Source organism: Hydrogenoanaerobacterium sp., from assembly GCF_032017025.1.
Classification (GTDB): Bacteria; Bacillota; Clostridia; order Oscillospirales; family Ruminococcaceae; genus Hydrogenoanaerobacterium.
The window spans coordinates 24908-50779 of record NZ_DALZQO010000007.1 but is presented as its reverse complement, the minus strand read 5'-3'; the positions used below and the strand labels follow the sequence as shown (position 1 = coordinate 50779).

Below are 25872 nucleotides of genomic sequence, written 5' to 3'. Positions count from 1 at the left end.
AGCTGTGCAGCGATATGGCAGAGAAGCGCCAAATTGTTGAGAATTCGCTGATGCTGGGTGCAACTCCTGCGCGTGCATCTCATGAGATTGTGAACGGAGCATTTGACAGTGCGATTTTGCCTACCATGAATAATATGCTTACGATGGGGATTGTTTCGCTGCCCGGAATGATGACGGGGCAAATTTTATCCGGTACCTTTCCCCTTACCGCAATTAAATATCAAATTGGGATTATGCTGGCGATTCTGGGCTGTACTGCACTTACCGTTGTATTGTTTGTAACCCTCGGATATAAAACGTTTTTTACGAAAGACGGCCGTTTAAACGATTGACAGTAGCAAACAATAGCATTGCCCACTTCTCCTAAACGGTGGAGCTTTAATGCATATTACCGGCCTGTATACGCCGCGCTATGGCATTGGCACAATGGGCAATCTGTACCTGTCCTCAAGCTCGGCAGCGAGGCGGGAATGAACACCCCGCCAGTGCCCAGCGCTAACCGGGAATGGAGAATGCCGGCATACGCGCTCGCCGAAAAGCCTGCCGGACAATTTGCAAGCTTGTACTACCATATCGAGCTGCCAAAGGATTCACCGGTAATTTGGCGAAAAAATACTATTGATAAAAAACAGAAAAGCTATTATACTGTAGAAAAAGCGGACAAGGCATCTTTAATTGTTAAAAGGTGCTGCATCATTGGCAAATGCTTTTAAATTTGTATTGGGTGTGTTAGAAGAGCAGTCTGCCTGCAGGCAGATTGCCCTTTTCTACATGGGGGGCTAAATGAAGCATTATTTCATCATTAATCCGACGGCGGGCAGACGGAATGCGGCAGACCGTTTGCGTAACCGTATTCAGCAGACATTTTATGATTTGGGCGATGCGTATGAAATTTACATAACCAAAGCAGTGGGTGACGCGGTGAGGTTTGTTCGTGAAACCTGCGGCGAAAACACGGAGGAGCTTCGTTTTTACGCTTGTGGCGGCGATGGCACCCTGAATGAGGTGGTAAACGGGGCGGCTGGTTTTGTGCATGCCAGCGTTACATCGGTGCCTTGCGGCTCGGGCAACGACTTTGTGCGCAATTTTGAACCAACCTCGTGCTTTTACGAGCTGGGCGCCCTTGCAAATGCCGCCGCACAGCCGATTGACTTGTTGCATTTTTCGGACGGTGCATACGGGGTGAACATGTGCAATGTAGGGTTTGACGCAAATGTCGCTTTGCATATGGCAAAGTTTAAAACACTGCCCCTTGTCGGCGGGCAGATGGCATACAACCTTTCGCTGTTCTACAGCCTGCTGCATAAAATGTACAGTCAGCTGCGTATTACAGTGGATGGGGATGAAACATTTGAAGGGGAGTTTTTGCTCACCGCCATCGGCAATGGCTCTTTTTGCGGCGGGGGCTACAAGGGAACTCCGCTTGCGCAGGTAAACGACGGCCTTCTTGACCTCTGCATTGTCAAAAAAGTGTCGCGCCTAAAGCTTATAAATTTGGTGAATGTTTATAAGAAGGGATTGCATCTTGAAAACGAGGCCCTTCGCCAATATATCATCTACCGTCGCTGCACGCAGGTGGATATTACCGCGGAAAAGCCATTTGCCGTTAGCGTAGACGGTGAGAACGCATGCGTAAAAAATCTCTCAATAAAAATCGCCGAGAGTGCGCTGCGTTTTGCAGCCCCCTTGCAAGATTGCATACGTACCCCTGCGCTGTCAGCTGCCGCTTTTGGGGAATAGTGGTTAATAAACCATACTAAGGGAGCCTTCTTGCAGGAGGCTCCCTTTTTTGGGTCAGATTGCATCTGCATTTTGGATGAAAATTGGCACAATATAAAAATAGAATTGTAAGGTGTTACAATCTTTCAAAAAACAGCAGAAAAATGTCGGAAATATGAATTTTTATCTTAAAACTGTTCAAATTTGTGCTATAATAGTTCGAAGTGGGTCAAAAAATGGAACACAAAAAACTTTGGAGGTTTTTTTGGGATGGAGAAAAAATTAACCGCAACAAACTTTTTACTTGGGTTTCAGCATCTGTTTGCTATGTTTGGTGCAACCGTTCTGGTACCAATCATCACAGGGCTTAACCCTTCTATGGCGCTCATTGGCGCAGGTATCGGCACACTGCTGTTCCACTTTATTACGGGGAACAAGGTGCCGGTTTTTTTAGGTTCCAGCTTCGCCTTTCTTGGTGTAGTAGGGGCTGTTATCGCGGGTGATCCTGCTAATATCCCCCTTGCTCAGGGTGGTATTATGGCAGCCGGTGTTGTTTACATTATCCTTGCAGCACTTGTACGTTTGGTGGGCAGCGAAAATATTGTAAAGCTCTTTCCGCCCGTTGTTACGGGCCCGGTTATTGTGGTAATCGGCTTAACGCTTGCTCCAACTGCTTTAACCAATGCCGGCCTAATTGTGGCACCCGATGCTGCAATTGACTGGACTACCGTTTTGGTGGCACTGTTTTCTCTGGCAGTAGTCATTGTTTGCACCATCTTTTTAAAAGGCTTCTTTAAGCTGGTGCCGATTTTGCTGGGCTTTGCCTCCGGTTATATTCTGTGCCTGATTCTGGATTTAACAATAGGCACGCATTTTATCGATTTCTCTGCTATCAGCAACGCAGCATGGCTCAACATTCCCTATGTCACACCCAACTTCTTTACATTGCCCAAGTTTGATTGGGGTGTTATTCTTTCCATTGCACCGGTTGCAATCGTTACCTTTATGGAACACATTGGCGATATCACCATTAACGGTTCGGTTGTAGGCAAAAACTTCTTTAAAGATCCCGGTCTGCACAGAACGGTTCTCGGAGATGGCGTTGCAACTCTCGTCGCCGGCTTCATCGGCGCACCGCCAAACACAACCTACGGCGAAAACACTGCTGTACTGGCAACTACAAAAAATTACAGCACCTTTGTTTTAAAATTGGCCGCTGTTATTGCCATCATCCTTGGTCTGTTCGGTAAGTTCGGCGCGATTATCATGACGATTCCTACCCCTGTGCTTGGCGGCGTATCAATCCTGCTTTATGGTATGATTGCTTCGATCGGCATGAGAACTCTGGCAGAATCCAATCTCGACTTTTCGCACAGCCGCAACCTGATTATTGTGGCGCTTATTTTGGTCATTGGTCTCGGCCTTTCCAGCGGTGTCGCCATTACGCCAAATGTAACGCTCACGGGGCTTTTCCTCGCGGTAGTTGTTGGTGCCGTAGTGAATAAGATTCTTCCCGAAAACATCTAAAAAATTATCCTCCGATGAATTTTCATCGGAGGATTTTTTATACCTGTGCTGCATCCATCTGTTTAAAATACTGTTTTGCACAGGTGCCCTCAAACAGCACCATAAAAATCCAACCGATGAGCGTTGCGTAACAGACACCGCTGACGCCCAGCTTTGGCACGAGAAGGTAAGAAAGAATAACACGAATTAAAATTTGCGAGCCGGTCGTTACCATTGTAATTTTCAGCCTGCCAACTCCGCGGAAGAACCCCTGCATAATGTAGGTCATGCCCGCGAGAATGTAAAAGAATGCCATCATCTGCAAGTACTCGCTGCCTACCTTGATCACAGAGGATGCTTCATTTGCGTTTACAAACAGCTGCATAATCTGCGGAGCAAACAGGAACAGCACCGCGCAGGCGACCAGAGAGTAGATGATGTTGATGACGGTACCGATTTTATATCCGCTTTTAATGCGGTGCTTCAGCCCTGCACCCATATTCTGTGCACAATAGGTCGAGATAGAAGCGGACATACTGTCAAACGGGGCGAGCACAAACCCCTCTACACGGGTTGCTGCGTTGTAAGCCGCAATAACACTGGTGCCGAAAGGGTTGACGGCACCCTGCACCAGCAGCCTGCCCACATACAAAAAGGTTTGCTGCACTGCCGATATCCAGCTGTAATTGATGGTTTTAACGAGAATACTTTTTTGAAAGATAAACTCTCTGCGCTTCAGTGCCAGCAAAGGGATTTTTCGATAGACATAAAGGATGCAGAGGATAGAGGACACCGCCTGTGAAATTACAGTTGCAATTGCAGCACCCTCAACCCCGGTGTGGAGTGATTGGATAAAAAAGATGTCAAGCACCACATTGAGCACGGACGACAGCAACAAAAACAAAAACGGCGTTTTTGAATCCCCCATAGCGCGCAGTGCCGCAGAATAGTAGTTGTATAAAAATGAGAAAATCAGCCCCACAAAAATAATTTTGAGGTAGCGGTCGGCATCGCCTAAAATTTCAGGGGGTGTTTTTGTAAGCACCAGAATGGGCTTGGAAAGAAACCAGCACAATACAGAAAGTGCTACGGTGAATACAAGCCCCGCAATCAGCGAGGTAGAGGCCTCCTCCTTAAACCCTTTGTAGTCGGCAGCGCCGTATAGCTGTGCCATAAGCACCGACATGCCCACACAGATGCCAAAAATAAAAAAGATGACGATGGACATAATGGGATTTGCCACACCCACCGATGCCAGCGCATCTTCACCGATAAATTGCCCAACGATTACTGCGTCGGCAGTGTTGTAAAGCTGCTGAAAGATGTTGCCCAGTATCATGGGGGTGGCGAAGGTAATAATCGCTTTGGCGGGGTTACCCGATACCATACTGTACTTACATTGTGTTGTTTTTTCTTCTGTTTCAGGTGTTGCTTTTGTTTGCATGCTGTGGTCTCTTTTCCTCTTAGAATATTTTATAGCTCTTGCCATGATAGCATAAATAGAGCTATAATAAAAATATGAATAATTGATAGATACTATAACAAACCGTTATAGAAGGAGCGAGCATGGATTTACAGCATTATCGTAATTTTATTGCGATTGTGGAGGAAGGCAGCCTTACCGCGGCATCGAGAAAAATACATGTTGCACAGCCTGCGCTGAGCAACCAGCTCAAAGCATTTGAGAAAGAGTTTGGCACTCAACTGATGAAGCGTGGTTCACGCAAGCTGGAGCTCACCGATACGGGACAGATTTTATATAAAAAGGCACAGCACCTGTGTGAACTGGAAAGCTCTGTGTACAAAGAGGTTGCCGACTGTGTCAGCGGGGCGGCGGGCACCTTGCGGTTGGGGCTGACACCGTCCAACGCGGCAACCTTTTTTGAGGGGCTGCTGCTTGCCTTTCACCGCCAAAACCCGGATATTTGTTACGAGCTGCATGAAGTTGTCTCGAACGAGATTATCGACCTGCTGCAAAACGGAGTGATCGAAATAGGCATTGTACGCACGCCGTTTCAAGTCTCCAGCCAGTTTGAAGTGCTGCACACCAAAGAGGACCCAATGGTTGCGGTGTACCACAAAAACAGCGCCTGGTTTAACGGTGCGGGGGATAGCCTATCGATAGTGCAGCTCAAGGACGTGCCGCTGTGCGTCATCCGCCGTTTTGAGCCGATGATTTCGGATGCGTGCTTTCAGGCAGGTTTTGCCCCCAACTATATCTGTGTCAACACCCAGCTCATCACCAACCTGATGTGGGCGAGACAGGGTATCGGTGCGGCAATTGTACCCCTGTCTTCGCTTGAAGATTTTAATCATGAAAGCTTGTGCTGCAAGCAAATTGAGGATGCTTCACTTCACACGCGAAGAGCGGTGGTTACGGTTAAAAACCGCTACCTCTCGGCAGTTGCACAAAATTTTTTAAACCTTTGTAAAAAACAGATGAATTGAAAAACTTTGTTTACATTCTTACAACTTTGTTCACAAATATTTCCTTAGGTTCTGCTAAGATATAGTGTGTTAATGATTTCGTAGAAATTGGAAATACTGTAGGGTAGAATAGAAAGGTGAAGGGGTGCACAAAATTGGCTTGGCACAACGAAAACAAAGATGAAATTATAAAAAAATTAGGTACCAACCCAGAGCAAGGGCTCTCGCCGGATAAGGCGGCGCAGCTTCTGGCACAGCATGGAGAAAACCGACTGCAAGGTAAGGCGAAAAAGACAAATTTGCAGCGGTTTGCAGAGCAGTTCAAAGATTTTATGGTCATCATCCTCATCATCGCTGCGGTGGTGTCGTTTGTTGTGGCTTTAAACGGTCATGATAAGACAGAATTTCTGGAGCCTGTTATCATTCTTGGAATTGTACTGCTCAACGCTGTGATTGGCGTAGTGCAGGAGAGCAAGGCGGAAAAAGCCCTTGAGGCACTTCAGAATATGTCTGCACCCACAGCCAAGGCATTACGCGGCGGTAAAATTCAGGTGATCCCTGCCGCCAACGTGGTTGCAGGCGATATTATTCTGCTTGAGGCGGGCGATTTTGTACCTGCCGATGCGCGCCTGCTCGAATCGGCGAGCCTTAAGTGCGAGGAATCGGCACTCACGGGTGAATCGGTTCCGGCAGAAAAGGACGCTGCCGCACAGGTAGACGAAAATGCACCGCTGGGTGACCGTGTGAACATGGTATACTCGGGTACTTCGGTGGTATACGGCAGGGCGAAAGCGATGATTACCTCCACGGGTATGGGCACAGAGATGGGTGTGATTGCAAAGCTGCTGGATAACGAGCAGGATGAGCAAACCCCATTACAGCATAAGCTTTCTAGGCTTGGCAAGGTGCTTGGAATTGTGGCGCTGGGTGTATGCGCTGTTATTTTTGTGATTGGTATTGTATCGGGCATGCCGCTGATGGAGATCTTTATGACCTCGGTATCACTGGCTGTTGCAGCAATTCCAGAGGGATTGCCTGCCATCGTCGCCATTGTGCTTGCTATGGGCGTACAGCGCATGGTCAAAAAGAATGCGATCATCCGCAGTCTGCCCGCTGTGGAAACGCTAGGCAGTGCATCGGTTATTTGCTCCGACAAAACCGGCACGCTTACCCAGAACCGCATGACCTTGGTAAAGGCATGGGCGGGCGAGGGTGTGCAGGAAATCACCGGAGACGAGAATGAGCGCATCAAAAGCCTGCTGATGCTCGGCACATTGTGCTGTGACGCAAGCATTGAAACCGATGGCGGCAAGGAGACCTACATCGGCGACCCAACCGAGGTTGCAATTGTGGTTGCAGCGAAGAAAAATGGAATTGAAAAGGCAAAGATCAACGCAGACTGTCCGCGTGTTGCCGAGCTTCCGTTTGATTCCGACCGCAAACTGATGACTACGGTAAATATGATTGACGGCAAACCCGTTGCCATTGTCAAGGGAGCATTTGACGTATTGTCTCAGCGCCTGGTCGACTTTGACGAAGCAGAGGCACTTGCCATCAACGCACAGATGGGGGAGGATGCATTGCGCGTGCTTGCTGTTGCAGTAAAGCCGCTTGATGCCGTACCGCAGAACCCCACCAGTGAGGAACTCGAAAACGGGCTTACCTTCTCGGGCTTACTCGGTATGATCGACCCGCCGCGTGAAGAGGCAAAGGAGGCGGTTGCCACTTGCGTAAAGGCAGGTATCCGCCCGGTTATGATTACCGGCGACCATGTCGTTACCGCGAGCGCTATCGCGCGCCAGCTTGGTATTCTTACCGAAGGCAGCGAGGCAATTTCGGGCGCGGAGCTTTCTGCCATGAATGAGCAGGAGTTTAACCTAAATATACGCAAATATTCGGTTTATGCGCGTGTTTCGCCCGAGGATAAAATACGCATCGTTAAGGCATGGCAGAATACCGGTGCGGTTGTTTCGATGACCGGTGACGGTGTCAACGATGCCCCTGCGCTGAAAGCGGCCGATATCGGCTGTGCTATGGGTATCACCGGTACTGAGGTTGCAAAGGGCGCAGCAGATATGATCCTCACCGATGATAATTTTGCAACGATAGTAAGCGCGGTGAAAGAGGGCAGGGGAATTTACGACAACATCAAAAAAGCGGTGCAGTTTCTGCTCGGCTCCAACATTGGTGAGCTGTTTGCCGTGTTCTTTGCGATGATCATCTGGCAGAAATCTCCGCTGCTCGCCATCCAGCTGCTGTGGATTAATCTGGTGACCGACGGCCTGCCCGCGCTGGCTCTGGGTATGGAGCCGGTGGAATCGGACGTTATGCTCCGCCGCCCAAAACCGAAAAATGAAAGCATTTTTGCACAGGGGCTGGGTGTGCGTGTGGTGCTGCAAGGGCTTATGTTTGCGGTGCTCACACTTACAGGCTTCTATCTTGGTCTCCATACCGGCGGTACGGTGGAAGCAGCACAGACCATGGCGTTCCTGGTGCTGGCGGTTTCGCAGCTGTTTCATGCATTTAACGTGCGCTCCACCCATTCGCTGTTTGTGGTAGGGCTTGGCAGTAACCCTTATATGCTTGGGGCGTTTGCGGTTTCTCTGCTGCTCATTGCACTCATCACATTTATTCCCCCGGTAGCTGTGGTGTTTGGTCTGGTTCCGCTTACCAAGCAGCTGTATCTTACCGCACTTGGGCTGGCGTTTGTGCCTGTGGTCATTATAGAAATCGAAAAACTGGGTAAATTCTTTTTACGCAAGCTAAGCGATAAGCAAAAATAAAATGACCGGTGTGTTGACGGATTTTCAGTACCGTATTACAATAAAGATAAGAACAAATGCAGCAAGGAGTAAATAGATATGGTTCGACACATTGTGTTTTGGAATCTCAAGGATGAGGCAGAGGGACGCACCAAGCGTGAAAACGGCGAGCTTATGAAAGAAAAGCTGGAGGCTCTTGTGGGTAAGGTAGACGGGCTGCGCAAGGCAGAGGTCGGGTTTAATTTCACCGAGGGCGGCTACGATTTGTGTCTGTATTCCGAATGTGACAACAAAGAGGCATTGGCGTTTTACCAAAACCACCCTGAGCATGTAAAGGTAAAAGAGTTTGTGCATAAAGTGGTTTGTGACCGCGCCGTGTGTGACAGCGAGTTTTAACAAGCGTTGACTATAAAAAGGGCTGCATGTGCAGCCCTTTTTGCGCGGTTGCCTGTGTAAATGCGGCAGCAAGTTGCACTGGTAAAATTAGGGGATGTGTGATAAAATGAACGAAAATAAGCTATGTTTGTTGGGGAGGCGGCTTGATGGAACGGCGAATTGAGATATTCGATTCCACCCTGCGCGACGGTGCACAGGCAGAGGGAATTTACTTTTCAGTGGATGACAAGCTGAATATTGTAAAAAAACTCGATCAACTCGGTATCTCTTATATCGAAGCGGGGAATCCCGGCTCTAATCCAAAGGATTTGGAGTTTTTTGAGCGGGCGAAAATGCTTGAGCTGCGCTATGCAAAGCTGGTGGCATTTGGGTCAACACGCCGCAAAAATATTCCGGTACAGGAGGATAAAAACTGTACCGCGCTGATCAACGCGGATACCGATATCATCTCTATTTTTGGAAAATGCTGGGATTTGCATGTCACTGAGGTGCTTCAGACTACGCTCGAAGAGAACCTAAGCATGATTTATGAGACAATCGATTACTTTGTATCACACGGTAAAACCGTGTTTTTTGATGCGGAGCATTTTTTTGACGGATACAAGCGCAATGCTGAATATGCTATGCAAGCTCTGCAAGCGGCGGCAGATGCGGGTGCTGCCTGCCTTGTACTTTGCGATACCAACGGCGGGTGCTTTCCGCATGAAATTGCCGAGATGACCACACTGGTGCGTGAGCGCTTTGCCACTGCGGTAGGCATCCACTGCCACAACGATATGGGTTGTGCGGTGGCGAATTCCATACAGGCGATACAGTGCGGTGCCACACAGGTGCAGGGTACCTACATCGGCTTTGGCGAACGCTGCGGCAACACTAACCTCTCTACGGTAATTCCCGCTCTGCAGCTAAAGCTGGGGCATAGCTGTATCCCTACCGATAAAGTGAAGCTGATTACCCATACCGCGCGTTACATTGCAGAAGTTGCAAACTACATTCTCCCCGGCTATACCCCCGTTGTAGGAAAAAGCGCATTTGCACACAAGGGCGGCATGCATGTGGATGGCGTTCAGAAACTGCGCGAAAGCTTTGAAAGCATTTCGCCCGAATCTGTCGGCAACAATCGTAATATCCTGCTGTCCGAGGTGGCGGGCAGAACAGCGGTGGCAAATAAGCTTGCTCAGATTGACCCCACCATTACGAGGGAATCGCCCGTTACGTTGGAGGTTATGGAAGCGCTCAAAGAACTGGAGCACAGGGGTTATCAGTTTGAATCGGCGCAGGCGAGCCTCGAAATTTTTCTGCTCAAAAAGCTTGGGATGTTCAAGCCTTTCTTTGAGCTGGAGAACTTTCGCATTATCGGTGAGCAATCCAGCATAAACAAACAAAGCTCCTCCGCAATGATAAAGATATGTGTTGCCGGCATGAGCGAAATTACCGCCGCAGAGGGTGACGGCCCGGTGCATGCACTTGACCGTGCGCTGCGTAAGGCGCTTGAGGTGTTCTACCCCACACTGGCACAGACGCGCCTTATCGACTTTAAAGTGCGCGTCATCGAGCAGCGCGCAGCAACGGCGTCGATTGTACGTGTGCTTATTGAAACGACCGATGGTATCTCGGTATGGACGACGGTTGGAGCTTCTGCCGACATTATAGAAGCAAGTTGGAACGCACTGGTGGATTCGGTGGAATATAAGCTGCTGCAGGATTCCCGCAGCGGCACACTGAAGCTGAAAGGCTTTCGGCTAGACGAAATATAAAAGGTAATCTGTTCACACAATGTTTTCCATTGTCCAAAAACTGTTCAAATTCTGGTAAAGCGTATATCATATCTCGCCGTTATACTAGTAATATCAACTACGGAGGAGATGGTACGATACAGCAGATGAAACCTTTCACAGCACCCAAAAACAGATCAGTACACTTCCGTTAGGAATCAATAGAACTGTTAGTCTGTCGAGTGGACGGAATACCGGCTCGGCAGACGGGACAGACCAATTATTAGACTCATGCGCAGCTGCATGGGCTTTTTTTTTGCCCTGACGCATATGCTGTAACAGAAATATGCGGGGAGGCCTGATTGTGAACTATTGGGTAGTGGGAAAACGCGGGTTGATTGCTGTGATATCAGCACTTTGTATCTGTATCATAGCGTCCTTTGTAGTGGCGAATCACATTGGAAAAGCAATTTTTGTAGATGGCGGAAAACGGCTGCTGCCCATCTATTCCGTAGAAACCGATGAAAAAGTGGTAGCGCTTGGATTTAATTGCGCATGGGATGACGCCGATGTACCACAGATACTGCAAATTTTAAAAGAAAATGATGTAAAAGCCACTTTTTTTATGGTAGGGCAATGGGCGGAAAAATACCCTGAAAGCGTAAAGGCATTGTATGAAGCAGGGCATGAGCTGGGCAACCATTCCTATTCCCACCCCGATATGACCAGCCAATCACGCGAGCAAATCCAGCAGCAGATTCAAAAATGCGATGATGCCATAGAAAAGATTACGGGTGTACGCCCCAAGCTGTTCCGTGCTCCCTCCGGTGCATACAACAACACCGTTGTTGAAACAGCCAACGCTTTGGGGCACAGTGTAATCCAGTGGGACTGTGAGCGTTCCCATACAAAGTCCAACCCGCAGCAGAATGCGGTTTTTAAGGGCTGATTTGCTTTTTATAGCGGGATAGAATATACTGTTTTCAGGAACATATGAATAGAGAAAAGAGGGTACCTGTAAAACCCGCTTTGTCCGATAGGAAAAGAGCCTGCATTACCGCAATGCAGGCTCTTTTTATGGCTTTTTATGATGCGGGATAAAAATAGAATATATAGATTTTACAAGCTAATTATATATCTCTAAGTGCAAATCTATATAGAAAGCAGCAAAAAGAAAGGCGGCAGCTGCCGCTTCTCTTAGTAGTATTCTAACGCAAAATAATAGTTAAAAGTTTATACTTTCCATACGATTTCAATGTCTTCGCCGTGAAGAATCACTTTTTCAATAAGCCGTGCCGCGACCACCTTTTTCTCTTCAAAATCAAGCTGAGAAAAAACAATGTCTTTGAGTTCATGCTTCATTCCGCGCACAGCCTGCTCGGTAAGGCTTTTCAGCAGTTCCTTTTTCTGTGTATCAAGCTTTCCCAGTTCCTTATTGATGTACTTCATCGAAACATGGTTTGCCTCAGTTAAGGCGGAGAGTAGCCGCTCGATTTTATCCTCAATCAGTGCAAGTGTCGCGCGGCTGTCCGAATCGGCAGGCGGAACCACGGCACTTTGCTGCAAGCGACAGCCCGAGAGCAGCGCCTCAATTTCTGCCCCCACCGCTGCCTCAATCTCAGCGATGGATAAGACAAATTTTTCACTGCAAACCGAGTAATTGGTGCGTCCCGAGCAGCGCAGATAGAGCTTATCCTTGGCGTTGGAGATTTTAATCCCATATCCGCAGCTCCCGCATTTCAGCAACCCGGAAAGCCAGGTGTATTTACCTTTCCCGCTGTTTTTGATTTGGCGGTTGAGGTCCAATTTGTACTGGCACTGCAGCCATAGCTCCGCGGGGATTACTCCTTTATGGTTGGCAAGCGAAAAATGGTAGTCGGAAATATCGGTGTATTTGCCCGCAGCGCGGTCACGCTTCCCCACCAGCATTCCGGCATAATCTTCTGTGAAATCTTCAATGCTGTCAGAGATGTTGACACCTTTGTGCTTATAATAAAGGTATACATCCGGTGAGGCACAGACGTAACAGGGGTTATGAAAAATGCGGGAAAGCGATACGTTGTCCCAATGTTTGCGCTGCATACAGGGGATACCCTCGTTCGTCAGCATGCGCGCGAGCTTTCCGAGCGACATTTCGGGCTGAGCATATTCTTTAAAAATGCGCTTTACAACCGCAATATCATCATTGGCAGCAAGAATGGGAACGCTTTTTCCGTTTTCTGATGTACGTTCAATGGTGAACCCGAACGGTGCGGGGCCGCCGAGCCACGAGCCATGCTTGGCACGCTGATAGTAGTTGTCCTTAATGCGCTCTGCAATCGTCTCACGCTCCAACTGTGCAAACACCATAATGATGTGCAGCATCGCTCTGCCCATTGGGGTGGAGGTATCAAACTTCTCGTTGATTGAGATAAACTCCACATTGTGCTTTTGCAGTATGTTCCAGATCTGCCCAAAATCCGATATTGAACGGCTGAACCGGTCAAGCCGATATACAACCACCTTACTGATTTTACCTGCGATAATATCTTCCATCATCCGCTCAAAGTCGGGGCGGTTTGTATTCTTTCCACTGTATCCTTTATCCGCATAAACGGTGTATTCACTCCTGCATTCACGCGCACAAAGCTCAATCTGCCCCTCTATCGATAGGCTGTCTTTTTTTTCTACCGATTGTCTGGTATAGATGGCATCCAATTAGGTTCCTCCTTTCTCAAAAGAGTAATGGCAGGCTGCCCTGATAAAACAGCCTGCCATCAAAATGCCAAACGTTAAGCAGACGGCCTTTCGTCCTGCCTCTGCCGAGTTGAAAACGGATTTACAAAATGCATATAAGACGGCTTTGTGGTAAAGCGTTGGCGTGGATCGGGCTTGTAAAATTGTGCGCAGAGTTGTGTGTAGACACGGTTTAGTTCCTCAACACGGCACTCGGGGCTGCTGTAAGGCGGTATGGTGTGGGTTACCTTCATTTCGTCATCTCCTCTACTGGTAAAATGTATGTCACAGGTGTTTGAAAAATGTCTGTTGGTGTACTTTTGGCTACATCCAGAAAGAATCTTGTCCACTTTGTTCGATGCCTTTTATCTCATCCAGAAGATACCCGAGGGAGAGTGGATCGCAGAGTAGCTCCTCGATTTCGTCCTCGGTGTAGCCATACCCAAACAGCAGGTCAATATCAGCTTCTGATACCCCTATATTGCCAGCAAACTCATAAAGCACGTCGAGATAAATATCGCCGTGCCGCTTTTTATGATGATGCGAAAAACTATTCTCATAAAGGCTGTCGAACCAGCGGTAACTTGCTGTGATGAAACTCGAAGTGTCAGACTCCGAATGCTCCCGTCTGCCCGAACAATCAATTTTTAAAATATCGCCGCAGATCAGGTTTAACTTATCGTACTTGCTTTTTTTCATCCCCAGCTTTGCCAATGTTTTTTGCAGAATGTCATCGGTGGAGGCGTAAAGATAGTAGCCTTGCTTCGGGTAATGATAGAGCGCTAACGGACTGTCACCTTTGATAAAATAGAGACTGTTCTGATCATCAAGCACCGTAAACGTAAAAGAACCCTCGACCTCCTCCGCCATGTTGCCAAGGCTCTGGAGCGTGAGGGCTTTGTTTTGTTCCAACAACTGCACGGCAATATAGCTGTCCGTTTCAATCTCCGTTTTGGATAGATTGTGCTGCCGTCTTAGCGGCCTGTCGTTCCATATCACGCCGTTATGCGCAAGGGCAAATTCTCTGCCTCCGATATAACCGCGAAACGGATGGTTGTTGGCAATGTTTTTTGCGTTGCCCTGTGTTGCCATCCGCGTATGCCCCATAATGATATGTACGTCAGCGGGGAACGAAAAGCTCATTTTGTGAGCGGGCAGGGGAGCTTTGCGAATTTGCAGTTTGCCCTGTGATACATAGGCAAAGCCGGTCGCATCGGTTCCCCGCACCTCACATTCTTTGGATAGTACTTTTAAAATCCGACTCTTCTGCCGTTGGTTGAGGTAGCCCTCATAGTCGATGATTCCAAACAGACTGCACACTATTCATCCTCCTCGCTTTCCACAGGTTCGTTGATATACAGCCGGCGTTCTTTGAGATAGGCGATGAGCTCGGAATATTTGTGAACATCCAACTGCTCGACAAATTCACACCACGATAAAGCCGCAAGCTGCTCGTCCGACAATAAAAAAGCCACCTCACAAATCTCGTTGACGAGCTGCAAGGTGGCGATGAGAGTATTGTATTTGAGTGTGCCGCGGAAAATTCGAAACTCGATGGTTGCGTAGTTGGTGATATTGACGCAGGCGTATCTGCCGAAATAGCCCTCTTTTGCATGCGCCAGAATCGCTTTGGGGTTGTTTTTGTAGCCATATCGGGCTGCCCAACGCTTCACCTGATGTGCTGTTCTTCGGCTGAACCGTAGCAATTCCTCCCAAAAGCGCTCCACAAAAAACAGTACGCGGCTGATGCAGTCCTCCTGAGTTCCAATTGGCGTACCAAAGCAATTTCGGTTGACGTGAATGTGCAGTCCGCAGGTGATGGCCTTATGTGAAGAATAACCGAGTTCCAATGCGTGAGCCAAAATCTGCTGCCATGGCATGTCGCTTTGGTGAAAAGCCAGCGTCATCGGGTGGGTGACAATTTCCATACCATCGTCCAAGGAACTGTCCGACTTGATGTAAATATAATTACTTTGCCAATTGCCGATATCTAGCAGTTCCTGAGCCTTTTGGTCATCCTTGCCGCCGTTATCAATTTCAAGCTCCACGCCGAAGTATCGGGCACCATCCCCGTAGAATATCGGCTCAGGCTTATAGGAATATTCTTGAATGGCATCACCGCGATGATTTTCGTAACAGTGGCCGCAATAGGGTGTATCCTCGTCATTAGTATAGTGTGCTTCTCGGTTGGGCAGCAAACAATCGCAGTCATCACAACGGGTGTAGTAGTTGTCGCAGCAACGTCGGCAAAGCGGAGCATCCTCAAAGCCGTCGTTATCGCTGTTCCAGATGCGCTCGCCGCAATGCTCACAGACTGCCGTTAATTCGTCACAGCAGTCGGGGCAAAGTTGTTCCTCTTCCATAACATACAGGCTGCTGACGGGGTGCCCGGTTTCACAGTGGCTGCAAATAAAAGTTTTCTCCATAATGTTTTCCTCCTCAATATTCATCTGCCAGCAGCATGGTGGTATGGTCGCCGTCGTCTATGATGAAGACTTTTGCCTCAATGGGCTGGGTGACAGCAAACAGATATTCTTTTTGATACTCTGGATGCTCTTGTAAATGGCACAGGTACTGCTCTTTGCCATGGACTTCCAGCTTGAATACCTGCAAATAGTCCTTCTCGATTTCCATACTGTCAACGGCGAGCCACAGAATAAATTGCAGATAGGCGGGAATGGTGCTCCTAACGCCTTGGGTTAGATATCGATCGTTTGTGAACATAAAAAATTCCTCCTGATATAAAAAAGAGGGAGCAGCCTTTCAGACGAAAGACTGCCCCCATGAGGTGTGTGGTGTATTAATTTTAAGTTGCTGCTAGGCTTGGTTAAGAGGTGCCGTCGGTACTGGAACTTGCTCCGCCTTCTTCTTAAAGGCGGGGAACTTTCCGCCTCCCGCACCATAGACTGCCATACCAAATACAATGACGAAGAGGTTTAGCAGTGTTAACATAAAACAGGTATTTTTAAAAGTAGCAATGACGCTGTAACCAATGGTGTATTGCATCTGCGAATCGTCATACAGATAATACCCTGTTTGCTGATAAAAGGCTTCCGCAATACTGTCACCCGATACTGATTGTATTTCTGACATTCTGGATGTCGTGAGCCTGGCACTAAACAGGTAATCATCCAGTTTGTATTGCCAATTGCTTGCTCCATTAGTAGAGACCAGAAAAAACATCAGAAAACCCACAATGCCAATGATCATAAACAAGATACCGATAAACTTTTTGTATGGAATATAATCGATCCAAGATTTCATAAAATTGACCCCCTATTTTAGTAAGCCCATGATGGACTCAATACCACGTCCAATAATTTTGAATGTAGCATCCTTTAAGGTACCGTCCTTTTCGAGATAAGCAATTGTTTTAAAGCTTTTGTCCATAATTCTTTTGCTGCCGCCTGCCAGATCGCTGATGTACCCAATTGTGTTGCCGAGTGCGTCCGAAAGTCTCTTGTCCATAAAGTTCCTCCTCAGTTGTTGTAGATTTTTAATACAAGTATAAACTTTATAACACTTATAGTCAATATATAAAACACTTATAGATTGTTTAATAAACTCATTAACTGCGATAATCTATTTATATAGGCGGTGATGATATGGACTATAAGTGTATGGGTGAGAGAATCAGAGAAGAGCGTTCCAAGCTGCGGATGACGCAGGCAGAGCTGGCAGAACGCGCCGAAATATCTACAAGCTTTATGGGGCAAATTGAACGTGCAGATAAAATTCTCAGCCTTGAAACACTCATCAAGATTGCAAATGTGCTGAATGTAACGGTAGATATGCTACTGACCGAATCATTGACTTCAGAACTTGATAATCTTACACTGGAGATTAACCGCTATCTTTCTGAAATGAACAATGATGATAAGCTGTTTATTCTCAATGTGATTCGCAGTTACGCGTTGCGGCAGGGGAAAGACTAGATTACTCATAATCGTCATAAAAGTCATAGGGAATAGACGGACGGGGCGGGATGAAAAAATCCTTGCTCAGTATTCCGGTAGATACTTTGGCGATTACCAGCAGCGTGATAATTGCCAAATCCTCAGGAGAAATGATATCCAAAACATATTGCACGGCTGGGATTTGATCTACAAGCGCTTCGGTACAGTCCTCCAAATTTTCAATAAAAGTCTGTGCACCTGTAAAATCTTCTTGCGGGCTGAAAATATACTCCATTGTGAGACTCCTTTCTTTGAGCAGCAAAAAGCAGCTATAGCACTTATTTGTGCCGTAGCTGCTTTTTTTAGTTTGCTCTGCTTAATTTGTGTTCGACGTAGTCGTTCTTGCACCGCCTGACTACCTGAGCTGATAATTCCAGCGTGTCGTTTGAAGTTTGTTTGACAGCGTAATTCATCAGACAGGAACAGGCGGTTAAAATGCCTAGTTTTACAATTGCCTTGCCAGTGCTAAATAATAGTTCGTTCATGTGTTTCACCTCTTTTCTGTTTCTTTTATTCCTTATACCAGAAAAGAGAGATTTTTTGCATGAAGCGAATTAAAAATTTTAGTATATAAATTAAAAACAGGTAATGCCAATTTGACATTACCTGTTTTTAATAGCGAAGTGCAAATTTTTCATCTTATCAATATGAGTCTAGTTTTTATGCTTGTACTCCTATTTCTTAAGAAGACTCTCTTCTAGTTCAATTTCACCTTGTTTACATGAATTACTGGGAGGTTCCTCTATTCCTTCTGTACTACTTGGCATAAATAAAATCTTAATGGTCATCAAGATTAATTTAATGTCTAACAGGATAGAGTAATGTTCAATATACATGAGGTCTAATTTTAGCTTATCATACGGGGTAGTATTATATTTACCTAGCACTTGAGCATATCCTGTAAGCCCAGCTTTAACTTTTAACCGGAATCCGAATTCTGGCATCTCTCTTTCATATTGTTGGCTAATTTCTGGCCGTTCAGGTCGAGGACCTACAGCGGACATATCCCCTTTTAAGATATTAAGTAATTGAGGGAGTTCGTCTAGGCGTATCTTTCGAATAAAGCGACCGATTGGAGTAATCCGGTCATCGTTTTCACTGGCAAGCCGGGCACCGCTTTGTTTTTCAGCATTCACAATCATGCTTCGAAATTTGTAGAGCGTAAATACTTTTCCATTTATGGTAAGGCGGAGCTGTTTATAAAATACAGGACCACGATCATAAAGTTTAATTGCTGCTGCGGTTATTGCCATGATCGGCAAGGAGAGAATAAGCAAGCAGGATGCGAAAAACATATCAAAGCAGCGCTTCAAAAACCGTTGTTCAAGGGTCAAGCCAAGGTTTCGGCAGAGCAAAAGAGGAGTATCAAATAAGTGGATTTCATCGGCACCACGCACAATGGTATCTGAAATTTTTGGTGTTAAATACGTACGAATTGAGTTGGCAAAACAATACTTTAAAATCCGGTTGCGTGCTTCCGCCTTAACATCGCAAATTATAATGGAATTATAATCGCACATTCGTTCAAATATCCTATCAAGGCCCTCTTCGATGCTGATCATCTCTGAGATTTCATACTTATCCGAGCGTGTATTAATTTTGTTAACCAAACTTTCAGCTGCATCGCTTCCATAAATAACAAGCATCTTGTGGGGAGGATACAGATATTGATACAGTTTGTGTGCTAAAATTGCCCAAATAAAAATGCAAAGAATATCGACGAATGTTAGGATCATCATAGGGGTTACCGATAAAAAATGTCGCCCCATTAAACTAATTTGGAGGTAAGTTACTGCATTAACAAATAGGCAGGATAAAACAGAGGAATAAATTACGTCACCGCGTTTGAGAAATCCAATTTTATAGCCACCATAGATATTTGTAAATGTAAATGATAACAATGCATAAACAGCAATAACAAGCCAATTTCCCTTGCGGAAAAAGGGAACTCCAATGGTATCGTCATAGCAAGAATACCAGACTAAACTCCAAAGTACGGAAACAATTGCGAGAATAATAAAAGAGGTGCAGAACATGATAAGTCGTTTGTATCGTTTTCTACTTTTCATTTTAGCCGCTCCCTAAAATTTGATGTCATATTTATGACAGTGTTTTTCTTATTTTATAGAATACAGCAAGGATTGTCAAACTTAGTGCCTATTAGAAACTTCCAATCATTTTTCCTCTTCAACCTGTTTACTCTCAGATCAACATCGTTTTCAGTTGCTACTTTTTACCTATCCTACCTTTTACAAAACATCTTGCGAATGGACTGCTCAAACGTGCTCTAGTAACCCCCTATTTTGTAACAACTCCTGCAATGTTTTCATGGCGGATCACATCGGAATTGGGGTTAAACACCTTTACTCCTTCGGGTGCTATGTGTTTTGATGCCACATCTCGGTTACTTCCTTAGCCAGGCTGACCTGACCCCGACCTGTACAAGACGCAGGACAGGGTATACATGCTCTCATGAGTGTTAACAGCTTCAGATAAGAGCCGTTTTACATCATAAGTGCGAAACTTGACAGTATGTAGCCATCGTGGTAAACTAAAATGGCAAAATAATGGTGATTTTGTTGTCGAAAACATTAGAATATTATTTAAAAGTTAGGTAAATAATTGCTTTATCTATATACCAGTATACCAGGAAGTGGCAGGTGTTTTTATGAAACCTAATAAGCAGGATGCAGTTGGTGATAATAGTTTAAATAGTGTCTCAAATCAATATGTATTAAAGAAAATTAGCACTATAATGGTGTTAAGTTATTTTTTTTTATCAGTAGTTTTTTATTTTTTAGCTGGAGAGCAACTTCATCTAAGGGAATCTAGAGGAAATTTAAATATGCCAGTTGCTAATTCCGGCTCAATAGAGTTGGTAGCTGGCAGTCGGGTGGAGCAGATATTTGTCAATGAAATTCAACGCCTAGAATCAATTTCTGTTGCTTGGGGAACCTATAACAGGGCTAACACGGGAACAGTTTTTGTTGACCTTTTTGATTTGAGCGGAAACATTCAACTTATGCATCAGGAGCTATTCGCTGCAGATATAACAGAGGGTTTTGTTAGTACGATAACTTCAGAAAAACCTATAGAGGGGCTTTACGGGGTTCCATTATTGCTTCGTATTACTGCGGATTCCAATACCGGGAGTGCACTTTCTCCCTTGATGAATACGACTGCCCCTGGAGATGGGTTTCAATTGCATTTAAATGAGCAACCTGTTTCAGGCATGTTATGCTTTTCGGTTCAAGGAGAGGATTATATCTGGACCGGTCTTCATTACTGGAAATTTGTTGTGCTGGGTGCCATCATTATTTTAGTGTATTTCTTGATGGTATCTTTTAAATTAAAGAGGGGAAAACGCTGTCTTCCCCTTGTTACTATTTACCATCTTCAAAAATATTCGTTTCTTATTAAGCAGTTGGTAGCACGAGATTTTAAAACAAAATATAAGCGTTCCGTGCTGGGCGTGCTATGGAGCTTTTTAAATCCACTGCTTACGATGACAATACAGTATTTGGTTTTTTCTAATTTGTTTCGGTTTGATATCCCAAACTACCCTGTATACCTTATCAGTGGTATAATCATGTTTAATTTCTTTACCGAATCCTGCGGGTTGACGCTGGCTTCTATTGTTGGTAACGCCAGTTTGATCAAGAAGGTTTATGTTCCTAAATATATATATCCCTTGACTAGAGTTTTGTCTTCCTTGATCAATCTGCTTATATCGCTGATTCCTTTACTGGCAGTTGTGCTGTTTTCAGGTTTGCGTCCAACAAAAGCATATTTTCTGCTGCCGTTTGAGTTAATCTGTCTGTTTGTTTTTTGTTTGGGAATAGGTATGATACTTGCGTCGTCTATGGTCTTTTTCCGAGACACTCAATTCCTGTGGGGGATATTGAGCATGATATGGATGTACATGACACCACTGTTTTATCCCGAATCCATTCTTCCCCAAGGTATGCGCTTTGTTCTAAAGACTAATCCAATGCATTTCTTTGTCAAGTTTACACGTATTATCATCATTGATGGTGTATCGCCAGAACCTATTATGTATGTTCAGTGTGCACTTTTTGCGCTAGCTTCATTGTTGATTGGGTCGTGGATTTTCAAGAAAACTCAGGATAAATTTGTCCTGTATCTCTAGGAGTGTGCATTAGTATGTCTTTAGATAAGATGATAGAAATAGAAAACGTCTCGATGAGATTTCGTCTAAGCGACGATAGAATAATGTCTCTAAAGGAATTTGTAACGCAGAAGCTATCTGGAAAATTTACCTATTCTGATTTCTGGGCGTTAAAAAATGTTGGCTTTCATGTAGAGCATGGAGAAGTTTTAGGCATCATTGGAAGAAATGGCTCAGGTAAGAGCACCTTATTAAAAGTGATTTCTGGTATTTTAAAACCAACAGAGGGTACGGTACACTGTGCAGGTAACATTGTGCCAATGCTAGAGCTTGGTTCCGGGTTTGATTTTGAGCTCACCGGACGGGAAAATATCTTTTTAAATGGTGCAATACTTGGGTATAGCGAAGAATTTTTGAATTCAAAGTACGAGGAAATTCTGGAATTTTCTGAGCTGGGGCAGTTTATTGATGTTCCCATTCGCAATTATTCATCCGGTATGCTAATGAGACTGGCTTTTTCGGTAGCTACCATGGTTAATCCCCAAATTTTGATTGTTGACGAAATCCTTGCCGTTGGTGATGAAGCATTTCAAAAAAAGAGCTATACTCGCATGATGGAGATGATGAGTGGTGGTACGACTGTTCTACTGGTTTCACATTCGCTTGACCAAATTCGCGAGATGTGTAACCGTGTAGTTTGGTTAGATGGTGGTCAGATTAAAATGATAGGTTCTGCCGTTGAAGTTTGCAATCAGTATCGCTTGTAAAAAGGTTGGGTTTATTTATGGTTTCGATAGTAATGGGGACAAATTGCAGCAGAGAAAAGCTTAATGATTTGCGCTTTGCAGTAGCATCTATTTTGAATCAGACATATCGAGACTTTGAGTTTATTATATGTGAAAACAATGCTTCTTTTGAGGCAAATGGGTACCTCGACTCTATTAAAGACGACAGAGTACATATTATTCACTCGAAAGACCACACAACGTTAACTCAAAAACTAAACCTTTGTATATCCTTAGCTAAAGGGGATATTATTGCCAGAATGGATGACGATGATGTTTCACATCCAAATCGCCTACAGGAACAGGTTGCCTTTTTAGAAAAAAACGAGCAGGTGGACGTTGTGGGATGTAACATTAATTGTTGTGATGCGACAGGGTTAGTTACAGAGCGTAGGTTTCCGGAATACCCGCAAGTGAAAGACTTTTTATTTAATTTACCTTTTGTGCATCCAACGCTATGCTTTAGAAAAGAAGCGCTGGTTGCCGTTAACGGCTATAATGAGTCGCACTGGTGCAATGCTTGTGAAGATTACGATATTCTTCTTCGACTATATGAAAAAGGTTTTCGTGGAGCAAACATACAACAGGTTTTGTTTGACTATAATATTCAACATAGTTTTCATACAAAAACGCTATATCGTGTTAGGATAAACGAAGCGGTGACTAGAGCTCAGCGATTTTATCGACTGCAGTTGCTTCCTCGGTATAGCCTTTATGTTATCAAGCCTTTGATAGTAGGATTAGTTCCCTTGCCGGTATTGAAAGCGTTAAAGACGAAGTGGTGGCAAAAAAACGCTGAGTAGAATTATGCGTAGATTACTTGGAGGTAGAATCCATGATTATCTATCAGGAGTAAAAAATGAGCAATATAAAAATCTTTGTTTCACACAGAATTGATATAGATAGCGAAGTTGTTGATAACCCTATTTATATACCGCTGCGTTGTGGGGCGGTATATGATGAACGAAAAAACATCACCATGCAGGGTGATGATACAGGCGACAATATTTCGGAAAAACGCATGAGTTTTTGTGAATATACTGTGCAGTATTGGGCATGGAAAAACACACAGGCCGATTATTACGGACTGTGCCATTATCGAAGATATCTTTCGTTCGCGCAGCATCAGTTTAAGACAGATGAGTTTAATATGGTTCACGGGACGGCGTTAATGCCACGCAGTAAGATGCGATATGGATTGTTAAATGCTGCAACAATGGAACAGGTGATTTCTGACTATGATATTGTGGTATCTGAATATGCAGATGTTCGGAAAATTTCAACCCCCTGTGGCAAAAAAGAGACTGTATATGAAATGTGGAACGCCTATGTGGGCATTTTTTTTGAAAAGTCGGCCTTTGATTTGGTGTTCAAGCTAATTGATGAGATGGCACCTCGGTATAGCAAATCTGCGCGAGAATATTTTTCCGGTAACCTACATAGGGGATTTAATTGTTATGTGTTGAAAAAAGAGTTGTTTGAGCGGCTGTGTGAATTTCAGTTTCCTATTATGTTCGAAGTAGAGCGGAGATTGGATACCACGGGGTATACCCAGACGATGCTGCGAACACCAGCTTTTATTGGTGAGATGCTATATGGTATTTTTATCTATCATGTGACTACCTATGAGAAGTGGGGGAAAAAGGAACTGCAGCTGGTATTTTTTAATAATACCGAGAGAATAAAAGGACCTATGGATATGGTAAAGCGGTATATATTGAGTGGAGTTAATCGAGGACTGCGGGCCATGATTGACCCGATTATGCCGGTAGGTTCCAGACGACGAGAAGTGTTAAAAAATATATATTACTTTGTTACACCAACAAAACGCATGGGGGTGGCAGAGATACAAAATAATTGCGAGGACTATAAATCATGTCAAAAGTAGCCATATTTGTTTCACATCGCACAGATTTGGATAGTAATGTAATTCCTAATCCGCTGTACCATAACATGTTTTGTGGTGCATGGGAAGTTTCGGAGAATGCAAAAAAGCTCCGTGATGATACGGGTGACAATATATCAAAAAAGAAACCGTATTATAGTGAGTATACTATTCAGTACTGGATGTGGAAAAATTATAAAGCAGACTATTATGGTCTGTGCCATTATCGTAGATATTTATCTTTTGCGGATCATCTCTTCCCAGAAAGTAATACACGATTTGCTATTGCCGATAAAATGTCATGGCGTAATTATAAAAAGTACCAACTTAATAATCCCTTTTTTATGAAAAGGGAAATTGAAAAGTATGATGTTACTACGTCTATTACGTATGACACACAAGCAGTTCCACTCGTTCCACCTGCAACCAATGTATATGATTTGATGACAAATCATCCCCACTTGTTGATATCGCCTAAGGATTTAGACTTGCTAATCAGTATTGTAAAGGAAAAATACCCTCAATACTATGAGGCAGTTATGCTAGAAGTAAACTCAAATGTTCACAGGGGCTTTAATTGCTTTGTGATGCGCAAAGATCTGTTTTTCCAGATGTGTGAGTTTGAGTTTGGTGTTCTGTTCGAAATTGAATCGGAAATTGATTTGAGTATTTACCAAGGAAATCCACAGAGGGTACTAGGCTATCTGGGTGAAATTTTATACGGTAGTTTTATTCGATGGATTCAAATGCAAGGAAAGTACTCGGTGTGTGAGCGCCAAATTGTATTATTTAATGATACGCAACGTAAATCAATAAAAAATATAATTTATGAAAATACCAAATCTTTTCTAAAAAAGATAGTGCCTTCCTATAGATGCATTTTACGATTGGAAGAGAAGTTTGATCAACAACGTGCAGAACTTGCTGTAATACGGCGGGAAGTTAATAGACTTTCAAAAAAGATAGAGTCACTTAATCAAAGAGACAAACTTACTTTTTGGATGGATGCTCCTATCTATCCTGCAGACATGAATGATAAAAAACTAGATTTCTGGCGTTCTTTCCCTGTAGCGGAAGGTGACTTAAGAATTGTTCAGAAGGCAAATACAGTATTATTAAAAGAATTTAAAGAGATGTGTGACAGTTTAGACGTTCAATTTTGGCTACATGGAGGTAGCTTGGTTGGAGGGGTTCGTCATCAGGGATGTGTTCCTTGGGATGATGATATTGATATTGCTATGATGCGTTCGGACTACCAAAAGGTAGTTGATTATTTAAGCGAAAGCCAAACCTTTGAAATTAAGGAGTACTACTATATTGGACTTGGCTGTCGTTCGTACCGTTTTAGACGCAATGACCTGCAGCTAAACTGTTTTGTAGACATTTTCCTATATGATAACTATGACCTAACCTGTGGCAATTCTCTAAATGATTGGAGAAAAGTTGTACGTTTAAAACAAGGGCTGCAACAGCAATGCCGAGATTTATGTTATGTGCATTCAGTTTTCCCCGAAGACCCAACCCTTGATGACAATCAAGAATTTAAGAATGTACTCGATACACTATTTGAGTTATATATAAAACGTATTCAGTCGAAAGAAACCTCAGAATGGATTTGCTGGGGACTGGATAACAACTATGAAGATCATACACGATTTGCCTGGCATAATGGTAGAATTTTTAATAAAAAAGATATATTCCCACTGCAAAAATGTATTTATGAAGGCATTGAATGCTGTGTGCCCGCAAATTTTGAAATCTATGTATTTGCTGAATATGGAATCGGCTATTTAGAGATGCCTGATAATATGGGCGAATCCATTCACTGGAAACAATATTTTGACAACCCAGAACAGATTGAAATGGCAAAAGAACTT

At 44.5% G+C, this 25872-nt stretch carries 25 protein-coding genes; 15 read left to right on the top strand and 10 right to left on the bottom strand.

Going from position 1 to position 25872, the window contains the following annotated elements:
- From RTV33_RS06060 to RTV33_RS06045, 4 genes are all read left to right on the top strand, one after another.
- A partial coding sequence (locus tag RTV33_RS06060; protein ID WP_312642559.1) for an ABC transporter permease occupies window positions 1–332 on the top strand: 332 nt, incomplete at its 5' end.
- A 138-nt stretch (window positions 333–470) separates the two neighbouring features.
- Entirely contained in the window at window positions 471–713 is a 243-nt protein-coding gene (locus RTV33_RS06055; RefSeq protein WP_312642556.1) for a hypothetical protein, read from the top strand.
- Window positions 714–783: 70 nt separating this feature from the next.
- Window positions 784–1740: a diacylglycerol kinase family lipid kinase gene (locus tag RTV33_RS06050; RefSeq protein WP_312642554.1), complete on the top strand. Its 957-nt coding sequence runs from the start codon at window positions 784–786 to the stop codon at window positions 1738–1740.
- Window positions 1741–1989: 249 nt separating this feature from the next.
- Entirely contained in the window at window positions 1990–3246 is a 1257-nt protein-coding gene (locus RTV33_RS06045; protein WP_312642552.1) for a solute carrier family 23 protein, read from the top strand.
- A gap of 37 nt (window positions 3247–3283) precedes the next feature.
- On the opposite strand, the gene RTV33_RS06040 is transcribed toward RTV33_RS06045, so the two are convergent.
- A complete protein-coding gene (locus tag RTV33_RS06040; protein WP_312642550.1) occupies window positions 3284–4669 on the bottom strand; it encodes an MATE family efflux transporter in 1386 nt (461 codons plus the stop codon).
- Between the two features lie 122 nt (window positions 4670–4791).
- Between RTV33_RS06040 and RTV33_RS06035 the strand changes: the two genes are divergently transcribed.
- The 5 genes from RTV33_RS06035 (at window position 4792) to RTV33_RS06015 (ending at window position 11474) form a co-directional block, all read left to right on the top strand.
- A complete protein-coding gene (locus tag RTV33_RS06035; RefSeq protein ID WP_312642549.1) occupies window positions 4792–5673 on the top strand; it encodes a LysR family transcriptional regulator in 882 nt (293 codons plus the stop codon).
- A gap of 134 nt (window positions 5674–5807) precedes the next feature.
- Window positions 5808–8435, top strand: a complete 2628-nt coding sequence (locus tag RTV33_RS06030; RefSeq protein WP_312642547.1) for a calcium-translocating P-type ATPase, PMCA-type — start codon at window positions 5808–5810, stop codon at window positions 8433–8435.
- A gap of 78 nt (window positions 8436–8513) precedes the next feature.
- Window positions 8514–8810: a Dabb family protein gene (locus RTV33_RS06025; RefSeq protein ID WP_312642545.1), complete on the top strand. Its 297-nt coding sequence runs from the start codon at window positions 8514–8516 to the stop codon at window positions 8808–8810.
- 146 nt (window positions 8811–8956) lie between these two features.
- The gene (cimA, locus tag RTV33_RS06020; RefSeq protein WP_312642543.1) at window positions 8957–10567 is read left to right on the top strand and encodes a citramalate synthase; all 1611 of its coding nucleotides are present in this window, start codon (window positions 8957–8959) and stop codon (window positions 10565–10567) included.
- 322 nt (window positions 10568–10889) lie between these two features.
- Entirely contained in the window at window positions 10890–11474 is a 585-nt protein-coding gene (locus RTV33_RS06015; RefSeq protein ID WP_312642541.1) for a polysaccharide deacetylase family protein, read from the top strand.
- A 284-nt stretch (window positions 11475–11758) separates the two neighbouring features.
- Here the strand turns inward: RTV33_RS06015 and RTV33_RS06010 are convergent, their stop codons facing one another.
- From RTV33_RS06010 to RTV33_RS05980, 7 genes are all read right to left on the bottom strand, one after another.
- Complete coding sequence (locus RTV33_RS06010) at window positions 11759–13222, bottom strand: recombinase family protein (protein ID WP_312642539.1); 1464 nt, start codon at window positions 13220–13222, stop codon at window positions 11759–11761.
- 74 nt (window positions 13223–13296) lie between these two features.
- Window positions 13297–13494 carry a hypothetical protein gene (locus RTV33_RS06005; protein ID WP_312642538.1) on the bottom strand — a complete coding sequence of 66 codons (198 nt, stop codon included), beginning with the start codon at window positions 13492–13494 and terminating at the stop codon, window positions 13297–13299.
- A gap of 70 nt (window positions 13495–13564) precedes the next feature.
- Window positions 13565–14560, bottom strand: coding sequence for a class II glutamine amidotransferase (locus tag RTV33_RS06000; RefSeq protein WP_312642537.1), 996 nt, complete (start codon window positions 14558–14560; stop codon window positions 13565–13567).
- Window positions 14560–15666, bottom strand: a complete 1107-nt coding sequence (locus RTV33_RS05995) for an amidoligase family protein (RefSeq protein ID WP_312642536.1) — start codon at window positions 15664–15666, stop codon at window positions 14560–14562. Before RTV33_RS05995 ends, RTV33_RS06000 begins: the two co-directional genes overlap by 1 nt.
- 13 nt (window positions 15667–15679) lie before the next feature.
- Window positions 15680–15964, bottom strand: a complete 285-nt coding sequence (locus tag RTV33_RS05990; RefSeq protein ID WP_312642535.1) for a DUF960 family protein — start codon at window positions 15962–15964, stop codon at window positions 15680–15682.
- 93 nt (window positions 15965–16057) lie between these two features.
- Complete coding sequence (locus RTV33_RS05985) at window positions 16058–16504, bottom strand: hypothetical protein (RefSeq protein ID WP_312642533.1); 447 nt, start codon at window positions 16502–16504, stop codon at window positions 16058–16060.
- A 12-nt stretch (window positions 16505–16516) separates the two neighbouring features.
- The gene (locus tag RTV33_RS05980; RefSeq protein WP_312642531.1) at window positions 16517–16708 is read right to left on the bottom strand and encodes a hypothetical protein; all 192 of its coding nucleotides are present in this window, start codon (window positions 16706–16708) and stop codon (window positions 16517–16519) included.
- 137 nt (window positions 16709–16845) lie between these two features.
- On the opposite strand from RTV33_RS05980, the gene RTV33_RS05975 reads away from it, so the two are divergent.
- Window positions 16846–17175 carry a helix-turn-helix transcriptional regulator gene (locus RTV33_RS05975; protein WP_312642529.1) on the top strand — a complete coding sequence of 110 codons (330 nt, stop codon included), beginning with the start codon at window positions 16846–16848 and terminating at the stop codon, window positions 17173–17175.
- Between the two features lies 1 nt (window position 17176).
- Here RTV33_RS05975 and RTV33_RS05970 read toward each other — a convergent pair whose 3' ends face one another.
- Window positions 17177–17431, bottom strand: coding sequence for a hypothetical protein (locus tag RTV33_RS05970; protein ID WP_312642528.1), 255 nt, complete (start codon window positions 17429–17431; stop codon window positions 17177–17179).
- Window positions 17432–17870: 439 nt separating this feature from the next.
- Entirely contained in the window at window positions 17871–19265 is a 1395-nt protein-coding gene (locus RTV33_RS05965) for a sugar transferase (RefSeq protein WP_312642526.1), read from the bottom strand.
- Between the two features lie 599 nt (window positions 19266–19864).
- Between RTV33_RS05965 and RTV33_RS05960 the strand changes: the two genes are divergently transcribed.
- The 5 genes from RTV33_RS05960 to RTV33_RS05940 all read left to right on the top strand — a co-directional run.
- Entirely contained in the window at window positions 19865–21346 is a 1482-nt protein-coding gene (locus RTV33_RS05960; protein WP_312642524.1) for an ABC transporter permease, read from the top strand.
- Between the two features lie 14 nt (window positions 21347–21360).
- The gene (locus RTV33_RS05955; RefSeq protein ID WP_312642522.1) at window positions 21361–22092 is read left to right on the top strand and encodes an ABC transporter ATP-binding protein; all 732 of its coding nucleotides are present in this window, start codon (window positions 21361–21363) and stop codon (window positions 22090–22092) included.
- A 17-nt stretch (window positions 22093–22109) separates the two neighbouring features.
- Entirely contained in the window at window positions 22110–22913 is an 804-nt protein-coding gene (locus RTV33_RS05950) for a glycosyltransferase (protein ID WP_312642521.1), read from the top strand.
- Window positions 22914–22969: 56 nt separating this feature from the next.
- The gene (locus RTV33_RS05945) at window positions 22970–23998 is read left to right on the top strand and encodes a DUF4422 domain-containing protein (protein ID WP_312642519.1); all 1029 of its coding nucleotides are present in this window, start codon (window positions 22970–22972) and stop codon (window positions 23996–23998) included.
- A partial coding sequence (locus tag RTV33_RS05940; protein WP_312642517.1) for a DUF4422 domain-containing protein occupies window positions 23986–25872 on the top strand: 1887 nt, incomplete at its 3' end. The genes RTV33_RS05945 and RTV33_RS05940, both read left to right, overlap by 13 nt.

What these genes read in the sequence shown, in the direction of transcription:
- RTV33_RS05975 (WP_312642529.1), top strand. Translation starts at nt 16,846, where the DNA reads ATGGACTATAAGTGTATGGGTGAGAGAATCAGAGAAGAGCGTTCCAAG.
- RTV33_RS05960 (WP_312642524.1), top strand. Translation starts at nt 19,865, where the DNA reads ATGAAACCTAATAAGCAGGATGCAGTTGGTGATAATAGTTTAAATAGT.
- RTV33_RS06025 (WP_312642545.1), top strand. Translation starts at nt 8,514, where the DNA reads ATGGTTCGACACATTGTGTTTTGGAATCTCAAGGATGAGGCAGAGGGA.
- RTV33_RS06035 (WP_312642549.1), top strand. Translation starts at nt 4,792, where the DNA reads ATGGATTTACAGCATTATCGTAATTTTATTGCGATTGTGGAGGAAGGC.
- RTV33_RS06005 (WP_312642538.1), bottom strand. Translation starts at nt 13,494, where the DNA reads ATGAAGGTAACCCACACCATACCGCCTTACAGCAGCCCCGAGTGCCGT.
- RTV33_RS05970 (WP_312642528.1), bottom strand. Translation starts at nt 17,431, where the DNA reads ATGGAGTATATTTTCAGCCCGCAAGAAGATTTTACAGGTGCACAGACT.
- RTV33_RS05950 (WP_312642521.1), top strand. Translation starts at nt 22,110, where the DNA reads ATGGTTTCGATAGTAATGGGGACAAATTGCAGCAGAGAAAAGCTTAAT.
- RTV33_RS05990 (WP_312642535.1), bottom strand. Translation starts at nt 15,964, where the DNA reads ATGTTCACAAACGATCGATATCTAACCCAAGGCGTTAGGAGCACCATT.
- RTV33_RS05945 (WP_312642519.1), top strand. Translation starts at nt 22,970, where the DNA reads ATGAGCAATATAAAAATCTTTGTTTCACACAGAATTGATATAGATAGC.
- RTV33_RS05955 (WP_312642522.1), top strand. Translation starts at nt 21,361, where the DNA reads ATGTCTTTAGATAAGATGATAGAAATAGAAAACGTCTCGATGAGATTT.
- cimA (WP_312642543.1), top strand. Translation starts at nt 8,957, where the DNA reads ATGGAACGGCGAATTGAGATATTCGATTCCACCCTGCGCGACGGTGCA.
- RTV33_RS05985 (WP_312642533.1), bottom strand. Translation starts at nt 16,504, where the DNA reads ATGAAATCTTGGATCGATTATATTCCATACAAAAAGTTTATCGGTATC.
- RTV33_RS05965 (WP_312642526.1), bottom strand. Translation starts at nt 19,265, where the DNA reads ATGAAAAGTAGAAAACGATACAAACGACTTATCATGTTCTGCACCTCT.
- RTV33_RS06050 (WP_312642554.1), top strand. Translation starts at nt 784, where the DNA reads ATGAAGCATTATTTCATCATTAATCCGACGGCGGGCAGACGGAATGCG.
- RTV33_RS06040 (WP_312642550.1), bottom strand. Translation starts at nt 4,669, where the DNA reads ATGCAAACAAAAGCAACACCTGAAACAGAAGAAAAAACAACACAATGT.
- RTV33_RS05995 (WP_312642536.1), bottom strand. Translation starts at nt 15,666, where the DNA reads ATGGAGAAAACTTTTATTTGCAGCCACTGTGAAACCGGGCACCCCGTC.
- RTV33_RS05980 (WP_312642531.1), bottom strand. Translation starts at nt 16,708, where the DNA reads ATGGACAAGAGACTTTCGGACGCACTCGGCAACACAATTGGGTACATC.
- RTV33_RS06055 (WP_312642556.1), top strand. Translation starts at nt 471, where the DNA reads ATGAACACCCCGCCAGTGCCCAGCGCTAACCGGGAATGGAGAATGCCG.
- RTV33_RS06045 (WP_312642552.1), top strand. Translation starts at nt 1,990, where the DNA reads ATGGAGAAAAAATTAACCGCAACAAACTTTTTACTTGGGTTTCAGCAT.